The following is a 21,026-nucleotide window of genomic DNA, read 5'->3' as shown; positions in this document are numbered from 1 at the left end:
ACTCTCCGGACGTCCCCGTCACCGGCGGCCCACCATGCTGGCGTGACCTGGAGCGCACTGCGACGAGCCCGGCAGCGACTGGTCCGTCGTGTTCTTCTCATGGCCGTCGCGGCCGTGTGCGGGGGACTCGCCGGGTGGATGCTCTTGGACCAGGAGAGTTCGAACGCCGTGGCCACGGTGGGCAGCCTGTTCGTCGGCATCGTCACGCTCTTCCTCGCGCTGGTCGACTTCTTCCGCCAGGAACCCCCGCCGCTGAACCCGGGCGCGCTCGCCGACGACCTCGCCCTCGCGCTGAAGGAGCAGTGGCTGGAGGAAGCGACCGCACGAGGACTGCGCGACCCACGAGTCCTGCCCCTGGCCTGGACGGCCACCGACCGCGACGTCGCCCGGCTGCCCCGCACCGCCAACGCCCGCGTGCTGCGCATGCGCCTCAACGGCAGACTCGACGGCCGCTTCGACGAGTCCGTCGCCCAGCTCGCCGCCGGGTACGACCAGTTGCCCAATCGCCGGCTCGTTGCCATCGGCGAGCCCGGCTCCGGCAAGAGCGTGCTGGCGATCCTGCTCACCCTCGGCCTCCTGGGCGCGCGGGAGCCCGGCGGCCCGGTGCCGGTCCTCCTGCCCGCGTCGTCCTGGGACCCGGTTCGCGAACCCCTCGACGACTGGATCGTCAGGGCCCTCGCCCTGCCCCACTACAGCGGCCGCGAGGAGATTCCCCGCGCCCTTCTCACCCACGGTCTGCTCCTTCCCGTCCTGGACGGCCTGGACGAGATCCCGGAGTCCGCGCGCCGCAGCGCCATCCGGAGCATCAACCTGGCGATCGGCGCGGAGCGGCCGGTCGTCGTCACCTGCCGAGCAGCCGAGTACGAGGATCTGATCCGGGGCGGTGCCCCTGCCCTGCGCGAGGCGCCGGTCGTCGAGATCCGCCCCGTGTCGCCCGGCGACGCGATCGCCTATCTGCGGGACGTGGACTGGCCCCCGGGAACCGACTGGACCCCTGTCTACGCACACCTGCGATCGGCTCGCCAGGGCCCGGTAGCCGCGGCCCTGTCCACACCCCTGATGGTCACTTCAGCACGGCTCGTGTACCAGCGACTGGCGGACCTGGACCCGACGGAACTGCTGGACGGCACACGCTTCGACTGCCGGTACGCCGTCGAGCAGCACATCACCGACAAGCTGATCGACGCCGCGTACGCACCTGATCCCCGGCTGCCCGACGCGGAACGGAGCGGCGGTCGCTGGACCGCCGTACAGGCCAGGGAATGGCTGACGTTCCTCGCCCGCTACCTCCACGACCACCGCGAGCGCGACCTCGCCTGGTGGCGCATGAGCGGTCGGTTGCTGTCACCGTGGTTCCCACCGGCACTCGGTGTCGCCGCCGGTCTGCTGCTCGGTATCGGTTCCGTGGCCTGGATCGTCGGTACGGACCTCACGAGCAGATACGCGATCCTTCCGGTGATCGCGGGCTCCATCGGCGGTGGATTCGCCCTCCTGTCCACGATCGTCTGGTACGCCGCCCCGCACCCGCTGCCCGGACGGCTCTCGTTCTCGGTGCAGGGGGCATGGGGCCGCCTGCGTCACGGATTCCGCAGCGGGGCCCGGCTCACGGCTCTCGCTGTGGCCCCCCTGCTCGTCGGGGTGACAAGCGTCGCCGCGCTGGATGAGTCGGAGTACACCTACACCGCGGCCGAGTTGTACTACGAGATGTTCGCCGTCGGTCTGTGTCTGATGCTCGTGATCGGGCTGGCGCTGGCGGCACACAACGGGCTCAACGCGCCCCCGCATCATGCGACGCAGGTGAGCCCCACGAACTCGTTGGCCCAGGACCGCGGTTCGGCTCTCGCCGGCGCGGCCGTCGCCGGCTGCATGGTCGCGGCCACCGGCCTCATGGGCTGGTACGCCGGCTTGCTGACGGGCGCATGGTTTCACCGCGAGGTCAATGACTGGACGGGCTGGCCCGGAGACCGGAACGTGGCGCTGCTCGCCGCAGCGAAGTGGGAGGCGGTGTTCCGCTCAGTGGGCGACAAGGCGCCGGTGTGGATCGGGCTGACCGTCGTGCTGCCGGGAACCGTGTTCGCGCTGCTGCTCCTGCTCACCCGGGCCTGGCCCCGGTTCCTCGTCGTCCGACTCTTCCTCGCGGCACGGCGCCGACTCCCGCTACGGCTCATGGGGTTCCTCGCCGATGCGCGCCGACGGGAGCTGCTGCGGCAGTCCGGGGGTGCTTACCAGTTCCGTCACGTCCGGCTCCAGGAAACGCTCGCGGGCCGGCCGCTGTATGGGGACGGACCGCACACCGGGACGGATGACCGGACTGTTCGCCGTCGGGTCGTCCTCGTGGCCGGCGCCATGACGGTGACGACCGCTGCTCTCTGGAACAGAAAGCAGGACGAGAGCGTCAAGGCGTGGTCGTCGTCCCCGTCACCGTCCGCCCTCGCCTTCCGCCCGGGATCGAGGACTCGGCTCTTCATCGGTACGGACTACGGAGCGGTGTGGCGCTGGGACTACGAGGAACGGCTGCCACCTCGAGAACAGCGGATCAGGAAGGAGCCGAAGGACATCCCCACAGTGTCGCGCTTGGCTCACCACCCGTCTCGTCCCCTGCTCGTCGTCAGCGACGACTACAGCACGGAAATCCGGAACACGAGAAGTGGGGCCCTCGTCAAGCAGCTCCTCACAGATACCAGGACGCCGTCGGACCTGGCGTTCTCCCCGAGCGGACACCTTCTCGTAGCCAGCGACGGCGAGGTGATGCGTCGATGGGAGTCAGGAACCGACGGGAGCTTCACCGACACCCCGGTTTCACGAAAAGTGGATCATGGCGCCGGCGGCTATGCGTCTCTTCTTTTCGACCCCACCACCTCCCAGCCGGTCGCTCTGGACGACACCGGCAGAGTGAGGCGGTATTCCACGGACTCGTTGGAACCCGAAAAGGAACCGCTGGCCTCCGCGCACGAGCAGGAGGCCCGGGACACCTTCTCCGGTCTCGCGGCCGGCTGGCACAACGGCCTGCTCGCCTTCATCAGAATCGACTACGACTCCGAGCTGCACCATGCAGGACTGTGGACGCGCACCGACCCGCACGCGCCCTGGTCGGAGACGCCATGGCCCCGCAAGGCCTACAGCGTGGCCGTCCACCCGAGGGCTCCGTTCCTCGTCACCAGCGATCAGGACGGACCCGGCGTACATGTCTGGCACTGCACAGGCGGCTCGCCGGTGTACATCAAGGCTCTGAAGGGGCACACCGACCGCGTTTTCAGTCTGACCTTCAGCCCGCAAGGCGACCTGCTCGCCACCATCAGCGACGACGGGACCGTGCGGCTCTGGGAAACCGGTGACTGGCTGCGCGGATGACCTCCGTGCCTCCCTCACCCACACTCCGCCGCCCGCCGCGCCAACAGCTCCCTCTCACGCTCGTTGCGCGTCAGCGACGCCGCCCGTTCGAACTCCGCCCGGGCTTCCGCCCTGCGGCCGAGGCGGGCGAGGAGGTCACCGCGGACGCTGGGCAGCAGGTGGTAGTCGCGCAGGGCGGGGTCGCCGCACAGAGCGTCGATGAGGGGCATGGCCGCCTCCGGCCCCTCGGCCATCGAGACGGCCACCGCGCGGTTCAGTTCCACGACCGGGGACGGGGTACGGGCGGCCAGCAGGCCGTACAGCGTGGCGATGCGGGGCCAGTCGGTCTCCTCGTAGGCGTACGCGTGCGCGTGGCAGGCGGCGATGGCGGCCTGGAGGAGGTACGGGCCCGGGGCGCCGGAGGAGGTGGCCTCGGCCCTGCCCAGCGCGGCGACGCCGCGGGCGATGAGCATGCGGTTCCAGCGGGCGCGGTTCTGGTCCTTGAGGAGGACGGGTTCGCCGGAGGGGCCCGTGCGCGCTGCCGTGCGGGACGCCTGGAACTCCAGGAGCGCGGTCAGGCCGTGCACTTCGGGTTCCTTCGGCATGAGGGCCGAGAGCACCCGGGCCAGGCGCAGGGCGTCCTCGCACAGGGACGGACGGAGCCAGTCGTCGCCGGCCGTGGCGGCGTACCCCTCGTTGAAGACGAGGTAGATGACGTCGAGGACCGAGCCGAGGCGGGCCTCGCGGTCGGGGCCGTAGGGCACCTCGAAGGCGATGTTCCGCGCGGCCAGGGTGCGTTTGGCGCGGACGATGCGTTGCGCGACGGTCGGCTCGGGCACCAGGAACGCGCGGGCGATCTCGGCCGTGGTCAGGCCCCCGAGGAGGCGCAGGGTGAGGGCGGTGCGGGCCTCGGTGGACAGGACCGGGTGGCAGGCGGTGAAGACCAGGCGGAGCAGGTCGTCGTCGATGTCGTCCGGGTCGGCGGGCTCCTCCGGGGGAGACACCGTCGACAGGTCCCGGCCGATCTCCGCCAGCTTGCGGGCGTAGTTCTCGCGGCGGCGGACCAGGTCGACGGCGCGATTGCGGGCGGTGGCCATGAGCCAGGCGCCCGGGTTGTCGGGCACACCGTCCCGCGGCCACCGCTCCAGTGCGGCGACCAGCGCGTCCTGCGCGAGTTCCTCGGCGATGCCGATGTCCCGGACGACCCGGGCGACGCCGGCGATGATGCGGGGCGACTCGATGCGGAAGACCGTCTCGATGGCCTCGGCGGTCCGGTCGGGCCGGGGCGCCGGGGAGGGGTGGGCTGCGAGGTCACAACCCACCATCAGACACCCCCGGCGCCGCCCGGCCAAGGAGGACCGGTCAGCCCTCGGCGATCTGCCGGACCTCCGCGGTGATCGTCCAGTAGTCCTCGTGCAGGGACAGGAACCGCTTGGTCCACTCGATCGCCTCGGCCTTGTCCTTGCACTGGCTGATCGAGTAGCCGCCGATGACCTCCTTGGACTCGGTGAACGGCCCGTCGGTGACGGACAGCTGCCCGCCGTCCCAGGTCACCCGGGTGCCGTCCGAGGTCGGGGTGAGCCCGGCCGTGTCGAGCATGACCCCGGCCTTGGTGATCTCCTCCAGGAGCTTGCCCATGCGCTCCTGGAGTTCGGGGCTCGGGCCCTCGGCGGGGGCGTTCTTCTCGTCGATGCGGATCAGAGTGAGAAAGCGCGGCATGGTGACTCCTCGGGGCTCTGCGGAGCGAGGTCCTTCCTCGCTCTCACCCCTGCGTCGATCGGGAGACCTCCGGATCGACACGCTCGCCGGATTTTTCTCCCGGGTTTTTCGCGGAGCGCGTTCGCGCAGGTCAGCGCAGTGACTTCCACAGTTTCCGCGCCTCCGGCTCCTCGGCCACCACCCGGTTGGGATCCGACGGCGCCCGCACCACCGGCATCGTCACCGTCCGCACCGCGCTCGCCGACAGGCCCTGCAGGCTCTGCCCGAGCCGGGTCAGCTCGGCGAGGGAGTCCAGGCCGGTGTCGGTGGTGAGGCCGGCGGTCACGGCGTCCGCGACCCGGTACAGCTTCGCCGGGTCGGTGAGCAGGTCCTGTGCGGCGATCTGGTCCAGCAGTGCCTTCACCAGCTTCTGCTGGAGGCCTATGCGGCCCAGGTCGCTGCCGTCGCCTATGCCGTGCCGGGTGCGGGCCAGGGCGAGGGCCTGTGTGCCGTCCAGGTGGTGGGTGCCCGCCTTGAGGCGCAGATGGCTGTCGTCGTCGGCGATGTCCTCGTCCGTGGTGACGGTGACGCCGCCGAGCGCGTCCACGAGCTTCGCGAAGCCGGAGAAGTCGATCTCGATGTAGTGGTCCATGCGGACGTCGGTCATCGACTCGACCGTCTTCACCGCGCACACCGGACCGCCCACCGCGTACGCGTTGTTGAACATGGAGTTGTAGGCGACGGCCGTCGACCCGCCGGACGGGCGCGGGCAGGAGGGGCGGGTGACCAGGGTGTCGCGCGGGATGCTCACCACCGTCGCGCTGGTGCGCCCGGCGTCGAGGTGGACGACCATCGCCGTGTCGGAGCGGGCACCGGTGCTGTCGCCGCCGCCGAGCCGCTGGTTCTCCTCGCCGCTGCGCGAGTCGGACCCCAGGACCAGGATGTTGAGGGCCCCGCCGGGCAGGGGCGATGCGGAGGGGGACGGCGTGACCACCGGCTTGGGCGGGCGGTTGTCGCCCAGCGCGTTGTCGATGTCGACGCTGGTGATGTTGTCGTTGAGATGCCAGTAGGCCCAGCCCGCCGAGCCGATGCCCAGCACCAGCGCACCCGCCAGGGCGAGGCCGGCGATCCGCAGTGCTCTCGACCGCCGGCCCACCGCTCTGCCCGCGTCCTCGTTCCCGTCCCCGTACCCGTCACGTCCCGTCACGGGCAGGAACGTAAGTCCGAATTATGACGAGCAGGGACCCCAGGACGCTTTTTCTTCGGAAATTCTCAGACTTCCCGTACTCCCGCCGGCAGGGAGGTGAGCAAGCCCGATCTCCACGATCTCATTGCGAGGCTCCGAAAGTTTCGGCGGTGTAACCGATTGGCTTCGGTGCAGTGTGGAGGCGACGCCCGGAACACCCGTCAATACGGCATCAGTGTTCAGCCGCCCGCGGGCGCCGCCGCCGTACTGCTGCGCACCACCAGGCTCGTCGCCAGCTCCACCCGGGTGGCGGCCGGGGTGCCCGCCTCCCGGCCGAGGTCGAGGACCAGTTTGGCGGCCGCCTCGGCCATCTCCGTCAGCGGCTGCCGCACGGTCGTCAGCGGCGGCCCTACCAGGGGCGCCAGCGGCAGATCGTCGAACCCGACCACGCTCAGGTCCTCGGGGATGCGCAACCCCAGCTCGCGCGCGGCCTCGTACAGCCCGAGCGCCTGGAGGTCGTTCCCGGCGAAGACGGCGGTCGGCCGGTCCGGGCGGCGCAGCAGCTCCAGGCCCAGCCGGTAGCCGGCCTCGTGGTGGAAGTCGCCGTTCGCGATCAGCGCGGGGTCGACCGGCAGCCCGGCCGTCTCCAGCGCGGCCCGGTAGCCGTCGACCCGGGCCCGGCTGCACATCATCTGCGTCGGCCCGCTGATCGCGCCGATCCTGCGGTGCCCCAGCTCGACCAGATGCCGGGTGGCCGCGAGACCACCCTGCCAGTTGGTCGCGCCGATCGAGGGCACGTCGGCCCCCGGGTCGCCGGCCGGGTCCATCACCACGAACGGGATGGCGCGGCTGGTCAGCAGCGCCCGCTGGGACTCGTCGAGCCCGGACAGGACCAGGATCACACCGTGCGGGCGGCGCGCGGCGACCTGGTCGGCCCAGGTCCGCCCGGGGGTGAGCCGCCCCGCGCTCTCCGACAGCACCACGCTCAGCCCCGCGTCCCGGGCCACGTTCTCCACGCCCCGGATGACCTCCAGCGCCCAGGCGCTCTCCAGCTCGTGGAAGACCAGGTCGATCAGGGGCGAGCGGGTCGCCTCGGCGCGGCGGCGCCGGTAGCCGTGGGCGCGCAGCAGTTCCTCGACGCGGGCGCGGGTGGCGGGGGCGACGTCGGCCCGGCCGTTGAGGACCTTCGAAACAGTCGGTGCCGACACACCGGCCTCACGGGCGATCTCGGCGAGCGTCGCGGTCTGCGCGCTGCGCCCCTGCGTCCGGGTTTGCGTCCGGCTTTCAACCGGCTCCGGGGATGTCATGGCGGCGATCGTATCCCTGCGGGCCCCCTTGACGAAGTCCCTCGGGCGCCATAGGTTCCCGGAACATTCGACATACTGACCGAAACATTCGTGGAACCGGGCGTGAAAGACGCTCGTGAGCACCGTTCGTGAGAGGGCCGTCCGTCCACCCGACAGGAGCTTCATGACCACCGCGCCCTGGCGTGACCCCGCCCTGCCCGCCACCGCCCGCGTCGACGACCTGCTCTCCCGGATGACCCTGGAGGAGAAGACCGCCCAGCTGTACGGCGTGTGGGTGGGCGCTTCGACGGACGGCGACGGAGTCGCTCCGCACCAGCACGACATGACCGTGGACTACGAGTGGGACGAGCTGATCACCCGCGGCCTGGGCCAGCTCACGCGCTCCTTCGGCACCGCCCCAGTGGACCCGGCGCTGGGCGCGCAGGCACTGGCCCGCGCCCAGCGCCGCATCACCGAGGCCGGCCGCTTCGGCATCCCGGCGGTCGCCCACGAGGAGTGCCTGGCCGGCTTCACCGCCTGGCAGGCCACGGCCTACCCGGTCCCGCTGGCCTGGGGCGCGACCTGGGATCCCCCGCTGGTCGAGGAGATGGCCCGCCGCATCGGCGCCGACCTGCGCTCGGCCGGCGTCCACCAGGGCCTCGCGCCCGTCCTGGACGTCGTACGCGATCCGCGCTGGGGCCGCGTGGAGGAGACCATCGGCGAGGACCCGTACCTGGTCGGCACGGTCGGTACGGCCTATGTGCGGGGCCTGGAGGCGGCGGGAGTCGTCGCCACGCTGAAGCACTTCGCGGGGTACGCCTCCTCGGCCGGCGCCCGCAACCTGGCCCCGGTCCGGGTCGGCACCCGCGAGTTCGCGGACGTCACGCTCCCGCCCTTCGAGATGGCGCTGCGCGAGGGCGGGGCCCGTTCGGTGATGGCCGCCTACACGGAACGGGACGGCGTCCCGGCCTCGGCGGACCCCGAGCTGCTGACCGGACTCCTGCGCGAGGAGTGGGGCTTCACCGGCACGGTCGTCGCGGACTACTTCGGCATCGGCTTCCTGCAGACCCTCCACCGGGTGGCCGGCACCCCGGCCGAGGCGGCCCACGCGGCCCTGGAGGCCGGCATCGACGTCGAACTGCCGAGCCTGAAGTGCTACGGCGATCCGCTGGTGGACGCGGTCCGCTCGGGCGAGATCCCCGAGGAGCTCGTGGACCGCGCGGCCCGGCGCGTCCTGCTCCAGAAGTGCGAACTGGGCCTGCTGGACGAGGACTGGACCCCCGAGCCGGCCGCCACGGTCGACCTGGACTCGACGGGCAACCGGATCCTGGCCCGCCGTCTGGCCGAGGAGTCGGTCGTCCTGCTCGACAACCCCGACGGCCTGCTCCCACTGGCCCCCGACACCCGGATCGCGGTGATCGGCCCCCGGGCGGCCGACGCCCTGGCCATGCTGGGGTGCTACTCGTTCCCGTCGCATGTCCTCACCCACCACCCCGGCGTCCCGACCGGCATCGAGATTCCGACGGTCCTCGACGCCCTGCGCACCGAACTCCCCGACGCCAAGGTGACGTTCGCGCCGGGCTGCGACGTGACGGACCCGGACACCTCCGGCTTCGAGGAGGCCATCGCCCGCACCGCCGAGGCGGACGTGTGCGTGGCGGTCCTCGGCGACCGGGCGGGCCTGTTCGGCCGCGGCACCTCGGGCGAGGGCTGCGACGCGACGGACCTGGCCCTGCCGGGCGCCCAGGGCGAGCTGCTGGACGCGCTGGTGGCCACGGGCGTCCCCGTGGTGCTGGTGCTGCTGACCGGCCGTCCCTACGCGCTCGGCCGCTGGCACGGCCGCCTGGGCGCCGTCGTCCAGGCGTTCTTCCCGGGGGAGGAGGGCGGCCCGGCGGTGGCGGGAGTGCTGTCGGGCCGCGTCAACCCGTCGGGCCGCCTCCCGGTGAGCGTCCCGCAGGTTCCCGGCGGTCAGCCCTGGACGTACCTCCAGCCGCCCCTCGGCCTCGCGGGCGAGGTCAGCAACCTCGACCCGACCCCGCTGTACGCCTTCGGCCACGGCCGCTCGTACACGACGTTCACCTGGGACGACTTCACGACGACCGAACCGGCCGTGATCGGCACGGACGACTCGTACGACGTCTCCGTGACCGTCCGCAACACCGGCGAACGCGAGGGCGCGGAGGTCGTGCAGCTGTACCTCCACGACCCGGTGGCCTCCGTCACCCGGCCCGACGTGCGCCTGATCGGCTACCAGCGCGTGGAACTGGCGCCGGGCGCGGCGAGCCGGCTGACATTCCGGTTCCACACCGATCTCTCGGCGTTCACCGACCGTTCAGGTCGCAGGGTGGTCGAACCGGGCGCCCTGGAACTACGTTTGGCCGCGTCCAGCACGGACGTACGCCACACCGCGCACCTCACGCTCACGGGCCCGGTCCGGGTCACCGGGGGCGACCGGCGGCTGCGGTGCGAGGCGGAGGTGTCGGGGGTGGAGTGACCCTCAGGGGATCTCAGGGGGCGGCGATGGACAGGCTGGTGCACCACGAGTTGCGGGCCGTCTTCTCGGTCCTGGCCGCCTCTGCCGTCGCCCTGACGGCATCAGTGCTGTTCCACGGCTTCTCCCCGCCGTCCGACGCCGGCCGGCTGGCCCTGTACGCCACCGGCGTGCTCGCCCTCCTGCTGGTGTGGACCCTGCTGAGGGCGTCCAGGCTCAGGTGGTTCAGCGAGGTACGGAACTTCGAGAAGGCGATACCGGTCGAGGACATCGACCCCCCACAGGCCGCCGAGCGGCTCCTGCGCCACCGGCCGTTCAGCCCGCGGCTCTTCGTGGGGTACGTGCTGGGCGCGGTACCGCTGGCCCTGTGGCAACCATTGACGACGGGGATCTTCCTGTGGTCGGCTCTCGACTGGCTGAGCGAGGCCGCGGTCGCCGCCCACTGGGAGCGCCGCAACGGCCTGCTGCTGTGGCGGGGCCGCGTCAGCAGCAGGCCCTGGGAGCTCTCGGTCAGCCGACGCCCACCGACTCGAACCGCCACCGGTGCACGGCCCGGGTCACCAACTCCGGCCCCGGCTCCGGAAGTTCCGGAAGATCCCCGTCGTACGGAGCGTCCCACCACGTGATGACCAGGACCCGGTCCTGGGGCGCGCGGAAGGTCTCGCGGCGCAGGGGCTCGGCGTCCAGCTCCTGGGCCCGTGCCCAGGCCAGCAGGTCCTCGCCGCGGCCGGGCACCGCCCGCGCCTCCCACATCAGGGCGACCGTCACGAGTAGAGGTTCTCCTTGCTGATCTCGTGCACGTGGTCGTGGTCGTGGTGGTGGCCCGGGACGTGCGGCTCCGTCACGGGCAGCGAGGAGTCCGCCGGCAGGTCCCAGTCCGACGCGGCCCGGTTGCGGGCCACCATCTCGGCGCCGAGCGCGGCGACCATCGCGCCGTTGTCCGTGCACAGCTTGGGCCGCGGCACCCGCAGCCGGATCCCGGCCGCCTCGCAGCGCTCCTGCGCCAGGGCGCGCAGCCGGGAGTTGGCGGCCACCCCGCCGCCGATCATCAGGTGGTCGACGCCCTCGTCCTTGCAGGCCCGGACGGCCTTGCGGGTCAGCACGTCCACGACCGCCTCCTGGAAGGAGGCCGCCACGTCCCGTACCGGCACCTCCTCCCCCGCCGCCCGCTTCGCCTCGATCCAGCGCGCCACGGCCGTCTTCAGCCCGGAGAAGGAGAAGTCGTAGGCCGGGTCGCGCGGACCGGTCAGGCCGCGCGGGAAGGCGATCGCGTCCGGGTCGCCCTCGCGTGCGTACCGGTCGATGACCGGGCCGCCCGGGAAGCCCAGGTTCAGCACGCGGGCGATCTTGTCGAAGGCCTCACCGGCCGCGTCGTCGATGGTCGCCCCCATCGGGCGGACGTCGGAGGTGATGTCCGAGGACAGCAGCAGCGAGGAGTGGCCGCCGGACACCAGCAGGGCCATGGTCGGCTCGGGCAGCGCGCCGTGCTCCAGCTGGTCGACGCAGATGTGCGAGGCGAGGTGGTTGACGCCGTACAGGGGCTTGCCGAGCGCGTACGCGTACGCCTTCGCCGCCGAGACGCCGACCAGGAGGGCCCCGGCGAGGCCGGGACCGGCGGTGACCGCGATGCCGTCGAGGTCGCGGGCGCTGACTCCCGCCTCCTTCAGTGCGCGGTCGATGGTCGGGACCATCGCCTCCAGGTGCGCCCGGGAGGCGACCTCGGGCACGACACCGCCGAACCGGGCGTGCTCGTCGACGCTGGAGGCGACGGCGTCGGCGAGCAGGGTGGTGCCGCGGACGATGCCGACGCCGGTCTCGTCGCAGGAGGTCTCGATGCCCAGAACGAGAGGCTCGTCGCGTGAGTCAGTCATTGATCTGCGTTCCTTGTACGGGAGCCGAACCCGCGGCGGAGCCGCTGTCGGGTTTCGTGGTCAGTCGCATCACCAGGGCGTCCACGTTCCCCGGCTGGTAGTAGCCGCGCCTGAAGCCGATGGCCTCGAAGCCGAAGCGCTCGTACAGCTTCTGCGCGCGGACGTTGTCCACCCGGCACTCCAGCATCACTTCGGCGCACTCGAAGGCGGTCGCGGCCCGCAGCAGCTCGGTGAGGAGACGGCCGCCCAGCCCCGTCCCCCAGTACTCCCGGGTGACGGCGATGGTCTGGATGTCGGCCTGCTCGCCGGAGGAGGCGACACCGGCGTACCCGACGATCCGGTCCCCCGCCTCGGCCACGAGGTACTTCCGGGTCGCCTCCGGCCCGCGCGCATGGGCCAGCTCGGACCAGAACATGCCCCGCGACCAGGCGTCGTCGGGGAACAGGTCCCGCTCCAGCTCCAGCACGGGGTCGATGTCCCACCAGCGCATCTCGCGCAGCACACACGTCTCGGACCCGGTCACTTGGGGGTGACCACCTTGTAGTTCTTGGGGACCTGGGCGTCGGGGCGGCGCAGATACAGCGGCCGGGGCGCGGTGAGTTCCGCACCCGCCGCCAGCTTCTCGGCTGCCAGCCTGGCGAGCGCGGCGGCGGACACGTGCTCGGGTTCGTGCGCCTGCGGGAAGGTGTCCGGGTACAGCAGCGCGCCCGCCCCGACCGCGGGCAAGCCCGCGACCTGCTCGGCGATGTCGGCGGGCCGGTCGACGGCCGGGTCGGTGACGCGGGTGCGGGAGTCGGCGTAGCGCGCCCAGTACACCTCCTTGCGGCGGGCGTCGGTCGCCACGACGAACGGGCCCTCGAGGTCGGCGGCGTAGGCGAGACCGTCCAGCGTGCACACCCCGTGCACGGGGACGCCGAGCGCGAGCCCGAAGGTCTCGGCGGTCATCAGGCCGACGCGCAGTCCGGTGTACGGGCCGGGACCGATGCCGGCGACGACCCCGGTGACGGCGTCGAGCTTCAGACCGGCGTCGGCGAGCACCCGGTCGATCGCGGGCAGCAGCAGCTCCCCGTGCCGGCGCGCGTCCACCTGACTTGACGAGGCGATGACGTCCCGGCCGTCGTGCAGCGCGACGGTGACGGCGGGTGTGGCGGTATCCAGAGCGAGCAAGAGCACGCAAACAGCCTACGGCTCCCCGGGGCCCGTGTCGGACGTACCTGTCGAGCCGTCACCTGCTGCTACCGTCACCTTCCGTCACGGCGCGGCAGGCGCACCGTGCACGACAATGACGTACGACGCGGAGGTGGGCGCCGGTGGCAGTCAGCAGCTCGGGGATCGTGGCCGGGCTCACCGCCGCGGCCCTCGCGACGGTCGGCTACCTCGCCCACCAGGCGGCACAGACCCTCCCGGCCGGCCTGGGCCGGGCGCACGCGGGCGCCGCACCGTCCGCCGACGCCTCGAAGGCGCCGCCCCGGACCAGGAAGGACCCCGCCGCGCTGCCCGTCGGATCCGGCGAGGGCGCACGGGTCGTGTACTCCCTGCGCGGCGACCGGGTGTGGCTGGTCGGCGCGGACGAGGTGATCACCCGCACGTTCGAGGTCGCCCCGAGCGCGGTGGACCCGGCCCCGGGCAACTACGCGGTCACGTCCCGCTCGAACGCGATCACCGGCTCCGACGGTGTCCCCGTCGAGCACGTCGTGCGCTTCACGACCGTGGGCGGCGTCGTGATCGGATTCAGCGCGGCCGTGGACGGCTCGACCGCCGCACCGGCCACGAAGGTACGCACGGGCGGCATCCGCGAGTCCCGCGCGGACGGCGAGGCGATGTGGACGTTCGCAACGATCGGCCGCAAGGTCGTGGTCGTCCCCTAGGGCACTCGTCCCCTAGGGCACTCGTCCCCTGGGGCCCTCGTCCCCTGGAGCCCTGTCGTTCGGATCAGGCCGCTTCGCGGTGGTCCTCGACCGGCTCGGCGAGCTCCGGCTCGGGAGCCCGCGGTGGCGTGGAGATCAGCGCCGCCGCCTCGCCCGCCGCCAGCAGGTCACGCATGGACACCCCGGCGACCGCGAACGGCAGCGGCCGCCCCTTGCTCTCTGTAGCCGACATGGACGCCTCCCGAAGGCGGGGCGGACGTAGTTAGGTACACCTAACTACGGACTGGGTACCATGTGACCACGCACAAGACGCCGAACGCAACATTTTGCCGACGCCTTGTCGGAACGTTCATCAAAACACCACGCGCCGGGAGCTACGCCGCGAGCACGCTCAGGTCCGCCGACGCCCAGCGTTCCCCCACACCGGTGATCGTCATCTGCCGGACCTCGTCGGTCGTGTCGCCCACCGCGCGGTGGATCACCACCTGCAGCCGGTCCTCGGTCAGCTCCTCGACCTTGCCCTCGCCCCACTCCACGACGACCACGGACTCGGGCAGCGAGACGTCGAGATCGAGGTCCTCCATCTCGTCCAGCCCGCCGGACAGCCGGTACGCGTCGACATGGACCAGCGGCGGCCCGTCACCGAGCGAGGGGTGCACCCGGGCGATCACGAACGTCGGCGAGGTGACGGCCCCGCGCACGCCGAGCCCCTCGCCCAGCCCACGCGTCAGTGTCGTCTTGCCCGCCCCGAGCTCTCCGCTGAGCATCACCAGGTCACCGGCGCGCAGCAGTTTCGCGAGCCGGCGACCCAGCTCCCGCATCTGCTCGGGGGACGTGACGACGATCTGGACGGACCCGGGCTCAGCCGGGCTGTGCGGTGCTGGTGCTTCCATAGCCCTTCACGGTAGCCCCTGCGGGCACGGCACCCGTGCGGGTGAGCAGGTCGGCGAGGCGGTCGGTGACCACTTCCGGGTGTTCCAGCATCACCAGGTGCCCCGCGTCCGGCACCAGCACCAATTCGGCGTCCGGCAGCAGATCGGCGATGGCCTCGCTGTGCTCACTCGGCGTGACCAGGTCCTGCACCCCGGCCAGGACGAGGACCGGCATGTCGGCGAAGTGGGCGAGCGCCTCGGTCTTGTCGTGGTCGTTGAACGCCGGGTAGTACTCGGCGACCACGTCGATGGGCGTGCTCTCGATCATCCGCTCGGCGAACCGGGCGACGGCCGGGTCGACGTCCCGGGACGCGAACGAGTACCGCTTGATGACCCCGGCGAACAGGTCCGCGGTGGCCCGGCGCCCCTTCTCCACCAGCTCGGCCCGCTGCCCCATCGCCTTCAGCACGCCGGGCAGCACCCGCCGCACCGCGTTGACCCCGGCCACCGGAAGCCCGTAGTTGACCTCGCCGAGCCGCCCCGAGGACGTGCCCACGAAGGCCACCCCGACGACCCGCTCCCGGACCAGTTCGGGGTACTGGTCGGCCAGCGCCATCACCGTCATGCCGCCCATCGAGTGGCCGACCAGCACGATCGGCCCCTCGGGCGCGGCCGCGTCGATGACGGCCTTCAGGTCGCGGCCCAGCTGCTCGATGGTGACCGGCTCGTCCCGTCCCTGGGCCACGCCCCGTCCGGACCGGCCGTGGCTGCGCTGGTCCCAGTGGACGGTCCGTACGACGCCTCTGAGCGCCGCCCGCTGGAAGTGCCAGGAGTCCTGGCTGAGGCAGTAGCCGTGGCTGAAGACGACGGTGACGGGGGCGGGGGCCTTGCGGCCGAAGAGCCGCCGGCGGCGCGGGCCGATGGCGGCGGGGGCGGCCTCCGGGTCGAGGTCGTCGACCTCGTAGTACAGCTCCGTGCCGTCGTCGGCGAACGCCTTGCCGGGCATGCCGCGCAGCGAGCCGTAGGGTCCCGCGGAGTCGAGGGCGAGCCGGGCCTTCTGCCGCATGCCCCGGCCGACCGTCATCCGCTCCAGGGCGACACCGGCGGCCGCGCCCGCGGCCACCACGCCTATCGCGACACCGGCGATGCCGGTCGCCCGGCGCCAGCCTCCCGCCGCCCCCGCGGCGGAGGCCGCGACGGCCGCGCCGGCGGCGTGCGCGACGACCTCCGCACTGCTCTCGCTCACGTACCGCTCCTCTTCGCCGGGCTGCTGCCGATGCTTGTGGTGATGATGGTGCTGGTAATGGTGGTGCTGGTGTTGTCAGGGTGCCTGTTGTTCTTCGCGTGACCGGTTCTCTGTGCGAGTTACCCGTCCTGTTCCTCATTCACATAGACGCGAGGAACGCGCGTTCCGATCCGGGTCACGATCTCGTAGGCGATGGTTCCGGCCGCCTGGGCCCAGTCCTCGGCGGTGGGCTCGCCGCGGTCCCCGGGGCCGAAGAGCACCGCCTCGGCGCCCGGCGCGGGCTCGTCGCCGCCCAGGTCGACCACGAACTGGTCCATGGCGACCCGCCCCGCGATCGTGCGCCACTTGCCCTCGACCAGGACCGGCCCGGCCGAGGAGGCGTGCCGCGGGATGCCGTCGGCGTAGCCGAGCGGGACGAGGCCGAGGGTGGTCTCGCCGGGGGTCACGTACCGGTGGCCGTAGCTGACGCCGTGCCCGCCCGGCACGTGCTTGACCAGGGCGAGTGAGGCGGACAGCGTCATCACCGGGCGGAGCCCGAAGTCGGCCGGGGTGCCCAGCTCGGGGCTGGGCGCGATGCCGTAGGTGGCGATACCGGCGCGGACCAGGTCGAAGTGGCTCTCGGGGAGCGTGAGCGTGGCCGGTGAGTTGGCGATGTGCCGGACCTCGGGGCGGGCGCCCCGCTCCTCGGCGTACGCGACCATCTCCCGGAAGCGGCCGAGCTGTGCGGCGATGGAGGGGTGGCCGGGTTCGTCGGCACAGGCGAAGTGCGACCACAGCCCCGTCACCCGCAGGAGCCCCTCGGCCTCGGCGCGCAGCGCCTCCCGGACCAGCTCGGCCCAGTCCTCACCGGGCTGGCAGCCGCCCCGCCCGAGCCCGGTGTCGGCCTTGAGCTGCACGCGCGCGGGCCGGTCCGTCCGCCGGGCGGCCTCGGTGACCTCCCGCAGGGCCCACATCCCGCTGACGGACACGTCGACGTCCGCCTCGATCGCCTCGCGCCAGGGCCCGCCCGGCGTCCACAGCCAGCACATGATGCGGCCCGGCAGCCCGGCGGCCCGCAGGGCGAGGGCCTCCTCGGGCGTCGCCGTGCCCAGCCAGTCGGCCCCCGCGGCGACGGCCGCGCGGGCACACGGCACAGCCCCGTGGCCGTACGCCTCGGACTTCACCACGGCCATCAGGGCCGCGCCCGGCGCGTGGGCACGCAGCGCCCGCACATTGGCCCGCAGGGCGGCCAGGTCGATCTCCGCGCGGGCCCGCAGGGGCGCGGTCCGCGGGGCTGTTCTCTCGCTCATCGCGCCCAGTGTCTCAGAGGGGCCCGCCCCGCCCGAGGCAGCGGCCCCCGACGGCAACCATCAGAGGGGCCCTAGGTCCCGGGCCTGCGCCCCCACACGAACACCCGGTCACCCTTCTTCAGCACGCTCCACAGCCTCCGCGCGTCGGGGACGGAGAGATTGACGCAGCCCATGGAGCCGACGGTGGTGTGGAGGCTGCCGTAGACGCCGTGGAAGGCCTGCCCGCCGCTGAAGAACTGGGCGTACGGCATTGGCGTGTTGTACAGCGTCGACCAGTGGTTCTTGTGCCGCCAGTAGATTCTGTGCCATCCGGCCCGGGTCCGGTACCCGGCCCGCCCGCTGCGGATCGGCACCGCCCCGAACACGACCTTCCGCCCCTTCTGCACCCAGGTCAGCTGCCGGCTGAGATCCACACACGCCACGGGATGGCTGCGTACCGGGCACCGACCGGCGGCATTGGGGTCCCGGCGCGCCGACAGGTACTGCATCCGGCCCCACGTCACGGGCCCGGCGAACCCGATGGCCGGCTTGATCCCCTGCCGCACCTGGAAGGCCCGGATGACCCGGCAGTCGGCCGCCGACTGCACCCCGTCCACCCTCAGCCCCAGCCACCGCTCGACCTGCCGCTGATACGGCCCGGCCTTCCCGGTACAGCTCACCCGCGCGACCGCCTCCCCCAACGGCACGTACTCGACGAGCGCGTAGGTCCCCGCCACCGCCCCGCGCGGCTCGACGGCCTCCTCCTCGGCCGACGGCGTGTACACCACCGGCGGCAGCGCCTGGTCGGGCGTGTCGACGGACCAGGGCTGCGCGGGCCCCGGCGCGACGCCCGGGACGAGCTCGCCGAGGGGGCCGGGAGCGGGCGGTACGGGAGCAGGCGGTACGGGAGCGGCACCGGCGGCACCGGCGGGCAGCGCGGTGACAGCGGCGAGCAGGAGGGCGAGGGCGCGCCCGGCAGTGCGTCTGCTGGTCATGTGATCAGAGAAACGGGGTGGTGGGGGCGGCCCGGGTCGCCGCGCGGCGTGGGTCACCCAGACGCATCAGCCGTATGTCAGCCCGTGCACCCCCACATCACCCCTCGCCCTCACTCAGCCGAGCACATTCCGCCAGGCCTCCGGAACGGCCTCCGCCACGTCATGCGCCCCCACCGGCGCCCCGTCCGCCGCCAGCCTCCCGGCCAGCCCGTGCAGATACGCCCCCACACTCCCCGCGTCCACCGCCGAAAGCCCCGCCGCCAGCAACGACCCGGCGAGCCCCGACAGCACGTCCCCACTGCCCGCCGTGGCCAGCCAGGACGTCCCCGTCGGATTCACCCGCACCGCGCCGCCTCCCGAGTCGGCGACCAGGGTCGTGGACCCCTTCAGCAGCACGGTCGCCCCGTACCGCCCGGCCAGCTCCCGAGCCGCCGCCAGCCGACCGCCCTCGACCTCCGCCCGGTCGACCCCGAGCAGCGCCGCCGCCTCCCCGGCATGCGGCGTCATCAGCGTCGGCGCCCGCCGCGCCCGTACGACCCCCGCCTCGGCCAACCGCAACCCGTCCGCGTCGACCAGCACCGGGACGTCCGCCGCCAGCACCTCTCCCACCGTCGCCGCGTCGTCCCCGGCCCCCGGCCCGACGACCCACGCCTGCACCCGCCCGGCGTGTTTCGGCCCCTGGTCGGACACGAGCGTCTCGGGGAACCGGGTGATGACGGCCTCCCCGGCCGGCCCGACGTACCGCACGGCCCCGGCCCCGCCCCGCAGCGCACCGGCGACGGCGAGCACGGCGGCTCCGGGGTAGCGCGCGGACCCGGCGGCGATGCCGACGACACCCCGCCGGTACTTGTCGCTCTCGGCCCGCGGCACCGGCAGCAACTCCGCCACGTCCGCGTGCTGCAACGCCTCCAGCTCCGGCTCGACCGGCAGATCGAGACCGATGTCGACCAGCCGCACCGACCCCGCGTACTCCCGCGCCGGATCGATCAGCAGCCCCGGCTTGTGCGTCCCGAACGTCACCGTCAGATCGGCCCGGACCGCGGCGCCGCGCACCTCCCCGGTGTCGGCGTCGACCCCGCTCGGCAGATCGACGGCGACGACGGCGCCCCGCGACCGCTGGGCGGCGGCGGCCAGCGGCACCGCGTCCGGCCGCAGCCCGCCCTTCCCGCCGATCCCGACGATGCCGTCGACGACGAGGTCCGCCCGCTCGACCAGCTCCTCGACACCCCGCGCGCTCCCGCCGGCACCTTCAGCGCCACCGGCGCTCACGACCCGCCCCCCGGCCCGCCGCAGCGCCGCGAGTCCCCCGGCGTGAGCCCGCTCCGGCGCGAGCAGCACCGCCGTCACACCGGCCCCCCGCCGGGCCAGCCGGGCCCCGGCGTACAGCGCGTCACCCCCGTTGTCTCCGCTCCCGACCAGCAGCACGACCCTGCTGCCGTACACCCGCCCCAGCAGGTCGGCGCAGGCCGCGGCGAGTCCGGCGGCGGCGCGTTGCATCAGCGCCCCCTCCGGCAGCCGCGCCATCAGCTCCCGTTCGGCAGTCCTGACCGTCTCCACGCTGTACGCACTACGCATGCGGTCGAGTTTCCCGTACGACCGCCCGGCCACTCCCCCGTATCTCCCGCAACTCCGAAGCGTGTCGCATCCATTGACGCTTTGCCTGCCCTTTGCCAGACTCACCGGCCGCGCAGAAAGCGCTTGCACACCCCCCACATTCGAAGAAACCGAGGCCACCATGGGACGCAGAGCCGCCTTCCTCGCCGCCGCCGGTGCCACCGCCGTCCTCACCGCCGCCGGCACCCTGACCGCCCCCGCCACCGCCGCCCCGACACGAGCGGCTGCCTGCGGAGACGGCTCCTTCCAGGCCGAGGCCGTGCAGAACGGCAGCAACTGGACCGCCAGGCGCGGCGGCAGCACGGTCTACACCGGCACCGACATGCGCGCGGCCGTCCAAGCGGCCGTCAACAGCCTGAGCTCCGGCCGCACCTCGAAGGAACGGGTCGTAGTGCGCGGCTCGGGCTCGATCTCGGCGGGCTCACGCATCTCGCTCCCGAGCTACACCGTCCTCGACGTCTGCGGCACCATCAACGTCACCGGCAGCGGCTCCGGCGACCAGGCGCCGGTCTACTCCCGCGGCACCCGCGACGTGGAGGTCCAGAACCTCAAGCTCACCGGCGCCCCGCTCTACGGCATCTTCCTGCGCAACGTCCAGAACGTCGTGCTCGGCCAGATAGACATGCGCCTGACCCGCGGCCTGGGCGTGCGCATCGACAACCGCGGCGACACCAGCCAGTGGACGCGCAACGTCCGCATCGACAACGTCTACGTCTCCGGCGCGTCCAGCCACGCCGTTGAGACCTACGGCGTCGACGGCATCACCATCGGCACCGTCACCGCCCGCAACGTGGGCGAGTCCGGCCTGCTGCTCAACCAGACCATCAACGCCAACGTGACCAAGGTGGACGCGGAGAACGCCGGCACCGGCACCGGCTACGCGGCCTTCCGCATGGCCAACCGCAACGGCCGGGTCGGCAGCGGCTACCCGACCAACATCCGGGTCGGCGAGGTCATCGCGCGCGGCGGCGGACGCGGGGTGTTCTGCGTCTCGGAGAGCGGCGGCGCGACGATCGACAAGGTGACGATCTCCAACACCGGCAACAACTCGGTCCTGATCGAGAACTGCTACAACGTCAACCTCGCGGCGCAGAGCGGCACGATCTCGGGCGGCGGCGAACTGCGCCTGGCCGCCCGCTCGGAGTTCCCGAACAACAAGGACATCACCATCCAGAACCTGACGGTCACCAACTCGGCCATCAGGGAGAGCCCGTGCGGCGAGAACACGACGTTCCGCAACATCACACGGGTGAACAGCAGCCAGACGATCTGCTGACGCCCGCGCCGGCGAAGCCCGCGCC

General features: G+C 72.6%; 19 protein-coding genes. 5 read left to right on the top strand and 14 right to left on the bottom strand.

The window, feature by feature from the left end; genetic code table 11:
* Positions 1–42 precede the first annotated feature (42 nt).
* A complete protein-coding gene (locus tag ACH4G3_RS24325) occupies positions 43–3,351 on the top strand; it encodes a hypothetical protein (protein WP_397626470.1) in 3,309 nt (1,102 codons plus the stop codon).
* A 14-nt stretch (positions 3,352–3,365) separates the two neighbouring features.
* On the opposite strand, the gene ACH4G3_RS24320 is transcribed toward ACH4G3_RS24325, so the two are convergent.
* The 4 genes from ACH4G3_RS24320 to ACH4G3_RS24305 all read right to left on the bottom strand — a co-directional run bounded on the left by ACH4G3_RS24320 (position 3,366) and on the right by ACH4G3_RS24305 (position 7,521).
* A complete protein-coding gene (locus tag ACH4G3_RS24320) occupies positions 3,366–4,655 on the bottom strand; it encodes an RNA polymerase sigma factor (RefSeq protein WP_397626469.1) in 1,290 nt (429 codons plus the stop codon).
* Between the two features lie 37 nt (positions 4,656–4,692).
* The gene (locus tag ACH4G3_RS24315) at positions 4,693–5,049 is read right to left on the bottom strand and encodes a YciI family protein (protein ID WP_354740859.1); all 357 of its coding nucleotides are present in this window, start codon (positions 5,047–5,049) and stop codon (positions 4,693–4,695) included.
* 130 nt (positions 5,050–5,179) lie between these two features.
* Positions 5,180–6,235 carry an LCP family protein gene (locus ACH4G3_RS24310; protein WP_397626468.1) on the bottom strand — a complete coding sequence of 352 codons (1,056 nt, stop codon included), beginning with the start codon at positions 6,233–6,235 and terminating at the stop codon, positions 5,180–5,182.
* 218 nt (positions 6,236–6,453) lie between these two features.
* A complete protein-coding gene (locus ACH4G3_RS24305; RefSeq protein WP_397626467.1) occupies positions 6,454–7,521 on the bottom strand; it encodes a LacI family DNA-binding transcriptional regulator in 1,068 nt (355 codons plus the stop codon).
* A 163-nt stretch (positions 7,522–7,684) separates the two neighbouring features.
* Here ACH4G3_RS24305 and ACH4G3_RS24300 point away from each other — a divergent pair, with 163 nt between their 5' ends.
* The gene (locus ACH4G3_RS24300) at positions 7,685–9,994 is read left to right on the top strand and encodes a beta-xylosidase/alpha-l-arabinosidase (RefSeq protein WP_397626466.1); all 2,310 of its coding nucleotides are present in this window, start codon (positions 7,685–7,687) and stop codon (positions 9,992–9,994) included.
* A gap of 26 nt (positions 9,995–10,020) precedes the next feature.
* Entirely contained in the window at positions 10,021–10,617 is a 597-nt protein-coding gene (locus ACH4G3_RS24295; protein ID WP_397626734.1) for a hypothetical protein, read from the top strand.
* Here ACH4G3_RS24295 and ACH4G3_RS24290 read toward each other — a convergent pair.
* From ACH4G3_RS24290 to tsaB, 4 genes are read right to left on the bottom strand one after another with little or no spacing between them, the layout of a single operon-like run.
* Positions 10,502–10,759 (bottom strand): hypothetical protein, encoded by a 258-nt coding sequence (locus tag ACH4G3_RS24290; RefSeq protein WP_397626465.1) that lies wholly within the window; start codon positions 10,757–10,759, stop codon positions 10,502–10,504. The genes ACH4G3_RS24295 and ACH4G3_RS24290 overlap by 116 nt on opposite strands.
* Positions 10,756–11,862: a tRNA (adenosine(37)-N6)-threonylcarbamoyltransferase complex transferase subunit TsaD gene (gene tsaD / locus ACH4G3_RS24285; RefSeq protein ID WP_354740851.1), complete on the bottom strand. Its 1,107-nt coding sequence runs from the start codon at positions 11,860–11,862 to the stop codon at positions 10,756–10,758. The genes ACH4G3_RS24290 and tsaD overlap by 4 nt, the downstream gene beginning before the upstream one ends.
* Positions 11,855–12,352: a ribosomal protein S18-alanine N-acetyltransferase gene (gene rimI, locus ACH4G3_RS24280; RefSeq protein ID WP_397626717.1), complete on the bottom strand. Its 498-nt coding sequence runs from the start codon at positions 12,350–12,352 to the stop codon at positions 11,855–11,857. Before rimI ends, tsaD begins: the two co-directional genes overlap by 8 nt.
* A gap of 29 nt (positions 12,353–12,381) precedes the next feature.
* Positions 12,382–13,035, bottom strand: coding sequence for a tRNA (adenosine(37)-N6)-threonylcarbamoyltransferase complex dimerization subunit type 1 TsaB (gene tsaB, locus ACH4G3_RS24275; RefSeq protein ID WP_397626464.1), 654 nt, complete (start codon positions 13,033–13,035; stop codon positions 12,382–12,384).
* 137 nt (positions 13,036–13,172) lie between these two features.
* On the opposite strand from tsaB, the gene ACH4G3_RS24270 reads away from it, so the two are divergent.
* On the top strand, positions 13,173–13,730 hold the full coding sequence (locus ACH4G3_RS24270) for a hypothetical protein (protein WP_397626463.1): 558 nt from the start codon (positions 13,173–13,175) through the stop codon (positions 13,728–13,730).
* Positions 13,731–13,794: 64 nt separating this feature from the next.
* Here the strand turns inward: ACH4G3_RS24270 and ACH4G3_RS24265 are convergent, their stop codons facing one another.
* The 6 genes from ACH4G3_RS24265 to ACH4G3_RS24240 all read right to left on the bottom strand — a co-directional run bounded on the left by ACH4G3_RS24265 (position 13,795) and on the right by ACH4G3_RS24240 (position 19,686).
* Complete coding sequence (locus ACH4G3_RS24265; protein WP_354740846.1) at positions 13,795–13,962, bottom strand: hypothetical protein; 168 nt, start codon at positions 13,960–13,962, stop codon at positions 13,795–13,797.
* Positions 13,963–14,104: 142 nt separating this feature from the next.
* Positions 14,105–14,623: a tRNA (adenosine(37)-N6)-threonylcarbamoyltransferase complex ATPase subunit type 1 TsaE gene (gene tsaE, locus ACH4G3_RS24260; RefSeq protein WP_354740844.1), complete on the bottom strand. Its 519-nt coding sequence runs from the start codon at positions 14,621–14,623 to the stop codon at positions 14,105–14,107.
* Entirely contained in the window at positions 14,592–15,848 is a 1,257-nt protein-coding gene (locus ACH4G3_RS24255; protein ID WP_397626462.1) for an alpha/beta fold hydrolase, read from the bottom strand. The genes tsaE and ACH4G3_RS24255 overlap by 32 nt, the downstream gene beginning before the upstream one ends.
* 119 nt (positions 15,849–15,967) lie before the next feature.
* Positions 15,968–17,137, bottom strand: coding sequence for an alanine racemase (gene alr, locus ACH4G3_RS24250; RefSeq protein WP_397626461.1), 1,170 nt, complete (start codon positions 17,135–17,137; stop codon positions 15,968–15,970).
* Positions 17,138–17,208: 71 nt separating this feature from the next.
* Positions 17,209–18,111 carry a L,D-transpeptidase gene (locus ACH4G3_RS24245; protein ID WP_397626460.1) on the bottom strand — a complete coding sequence of 301 codons (903 nt, stop codon included), beginning with the start codon at positions 18,109–18,111 and terminating at the stop codon, positions 17,209–17,211.
* 114 nt (positions 18,112–18,225) lie between these two features.
* A complete protein-coding gene (locus tag ACH4G3_RS24240; RefSeq protein ID WP_397626459.1) occupies positions 18,226–19,686 on the bottom strand; it encodes an NAD(P)H-hydrate dehydratase in 1,461 nt (486 codons plus the stop codon).
* 160 nt (positions 19,687–19,846) lie between these two features.
* On the opposite strand from ACH4G3_RS24240, the gene ACH4G3_RS24235 reads away from it, so the two are divergent.
* The gene (locus tag ACH4G3_RS24235) at positions 19,847–21,001 is read left to right on the top strand and encodes a hypothetical protein (RefSeq protein WP_397626458.1); all 1,155 of its coding nucleotides are present in this window, start codon (positions 19,847–19,849) and stop codon (positions 20,999–21,001) included.
* The last annotated feature ends 25 nt before the right edge of the window (positions 21,002–21,026 follow it).

Source organism: Streptomyces afghaniensis (assembly GCF_044327915.1).
GTDB lineage: Bacteria > Actinomycetota > Actinomycetes > Streptomycetales > Streptomycetaceae > Streptomyces > Streptomyces afghaniensis.
The sequence above is the reverse complement of the archived record's forward strand: the minus strand, read 5'-3'. Positions and strand labels throughout refer to the sequence as shown.

Bases quoted from the DNA above. Each gene is read 5' to 3' on its own strand.
- ACH4G3_RS24320 (WP_397626469.1), bottom strand. From the start codon at position 4,655: ATGGTGGGTTGTGACCTCGCAGCCCACCCCTCCCCGGCGCCCCGGCCC.
- ACH4G3_RS24315 (WP_354740859.1), bottom strand. From the start codon at position 5,049: ATGCCGCGCTTTCTCACTCTGATCCGCATCGACGAGAAGAACGCCCCC.
- ACH4G3_RS24305 (WP_397626467.1), bottom strand. From the start codon at position 7,521: ATGACATCCCCGGAGCCGGTTGAAAGCCGGACGCAAACCCGGACGCAG.
- ACH4G3_RS24300 (WP_397626466.1), top strand. From the start codon at position 7,685: ATGACCACCGCGCCCTGGCGTGACCCCGCCCTGCCCGCCACCGCCCGC.
- ACH4G3_RS24295 (WP_397626734.1), top strand. From the start codon at position 10,021: ATGGACAGGCTGGTGCACCACGAGTTGCGGGCCGTCTTCTCGGTCCTG.
- tsaD (WP_354740851.1), bottom strand. From the start codon at position 11,862: ATGACTGACTCACGCGACGAGCCTCTCGTTCTGGGCATCGAGACCTCC.
- rimI (WP_397626717.1), bottom strand. From the start codon at position 12,352: ATGCGCTGGTGGGACATCGACCCCGTGCTGGAGCTGGAGCGGGACCTG.
- ACH4G3_RS24265 (WP_354740846.1), bottom strand. From the start codon at position 13,962: ATGTCGGCTACAGAGAGCAAGGGGCGGCCGCTGCCGTTCGCGGTCGCC.
- tsaE (WP_354740844.1), bottom strand. From the start codon at position 14,623: ATGGAAGCACCAGCACCGCACAGCCCGGCTGAGCCCGGGTCCGTCCAG.
- alr (WP_397626461.1), bottom strand. From the start codon at position 17,137: ATGAGCGAGAGAACAGCCCCGCGGACCGCGCCCCTGCGGGCCCGCGCG.
- ACH4G3_RS24245 (WP_397626460.1), bottom strand. From the start codon at position 18,111: ATGACCAGCAGACGCACTGCCGGGCGCGCCCTCGCCCTCCTGCTCGCC.
- ACH4G3_RS24240 (WP_397626459.1), bottom strand. From the start codon at position 19,686: ATGCGTAGTGCGTACAGCGTGGAGACGGTCAGGACTGCCGAACGGGAG.
- ACH4G3_RS24235 (WP_397626458.1), top strand. From the start codon at position 19,847: ATGGGACGCAGAGCCGCCTTCCTCGCCGCCGCCGGTGCCACCGCCGTC.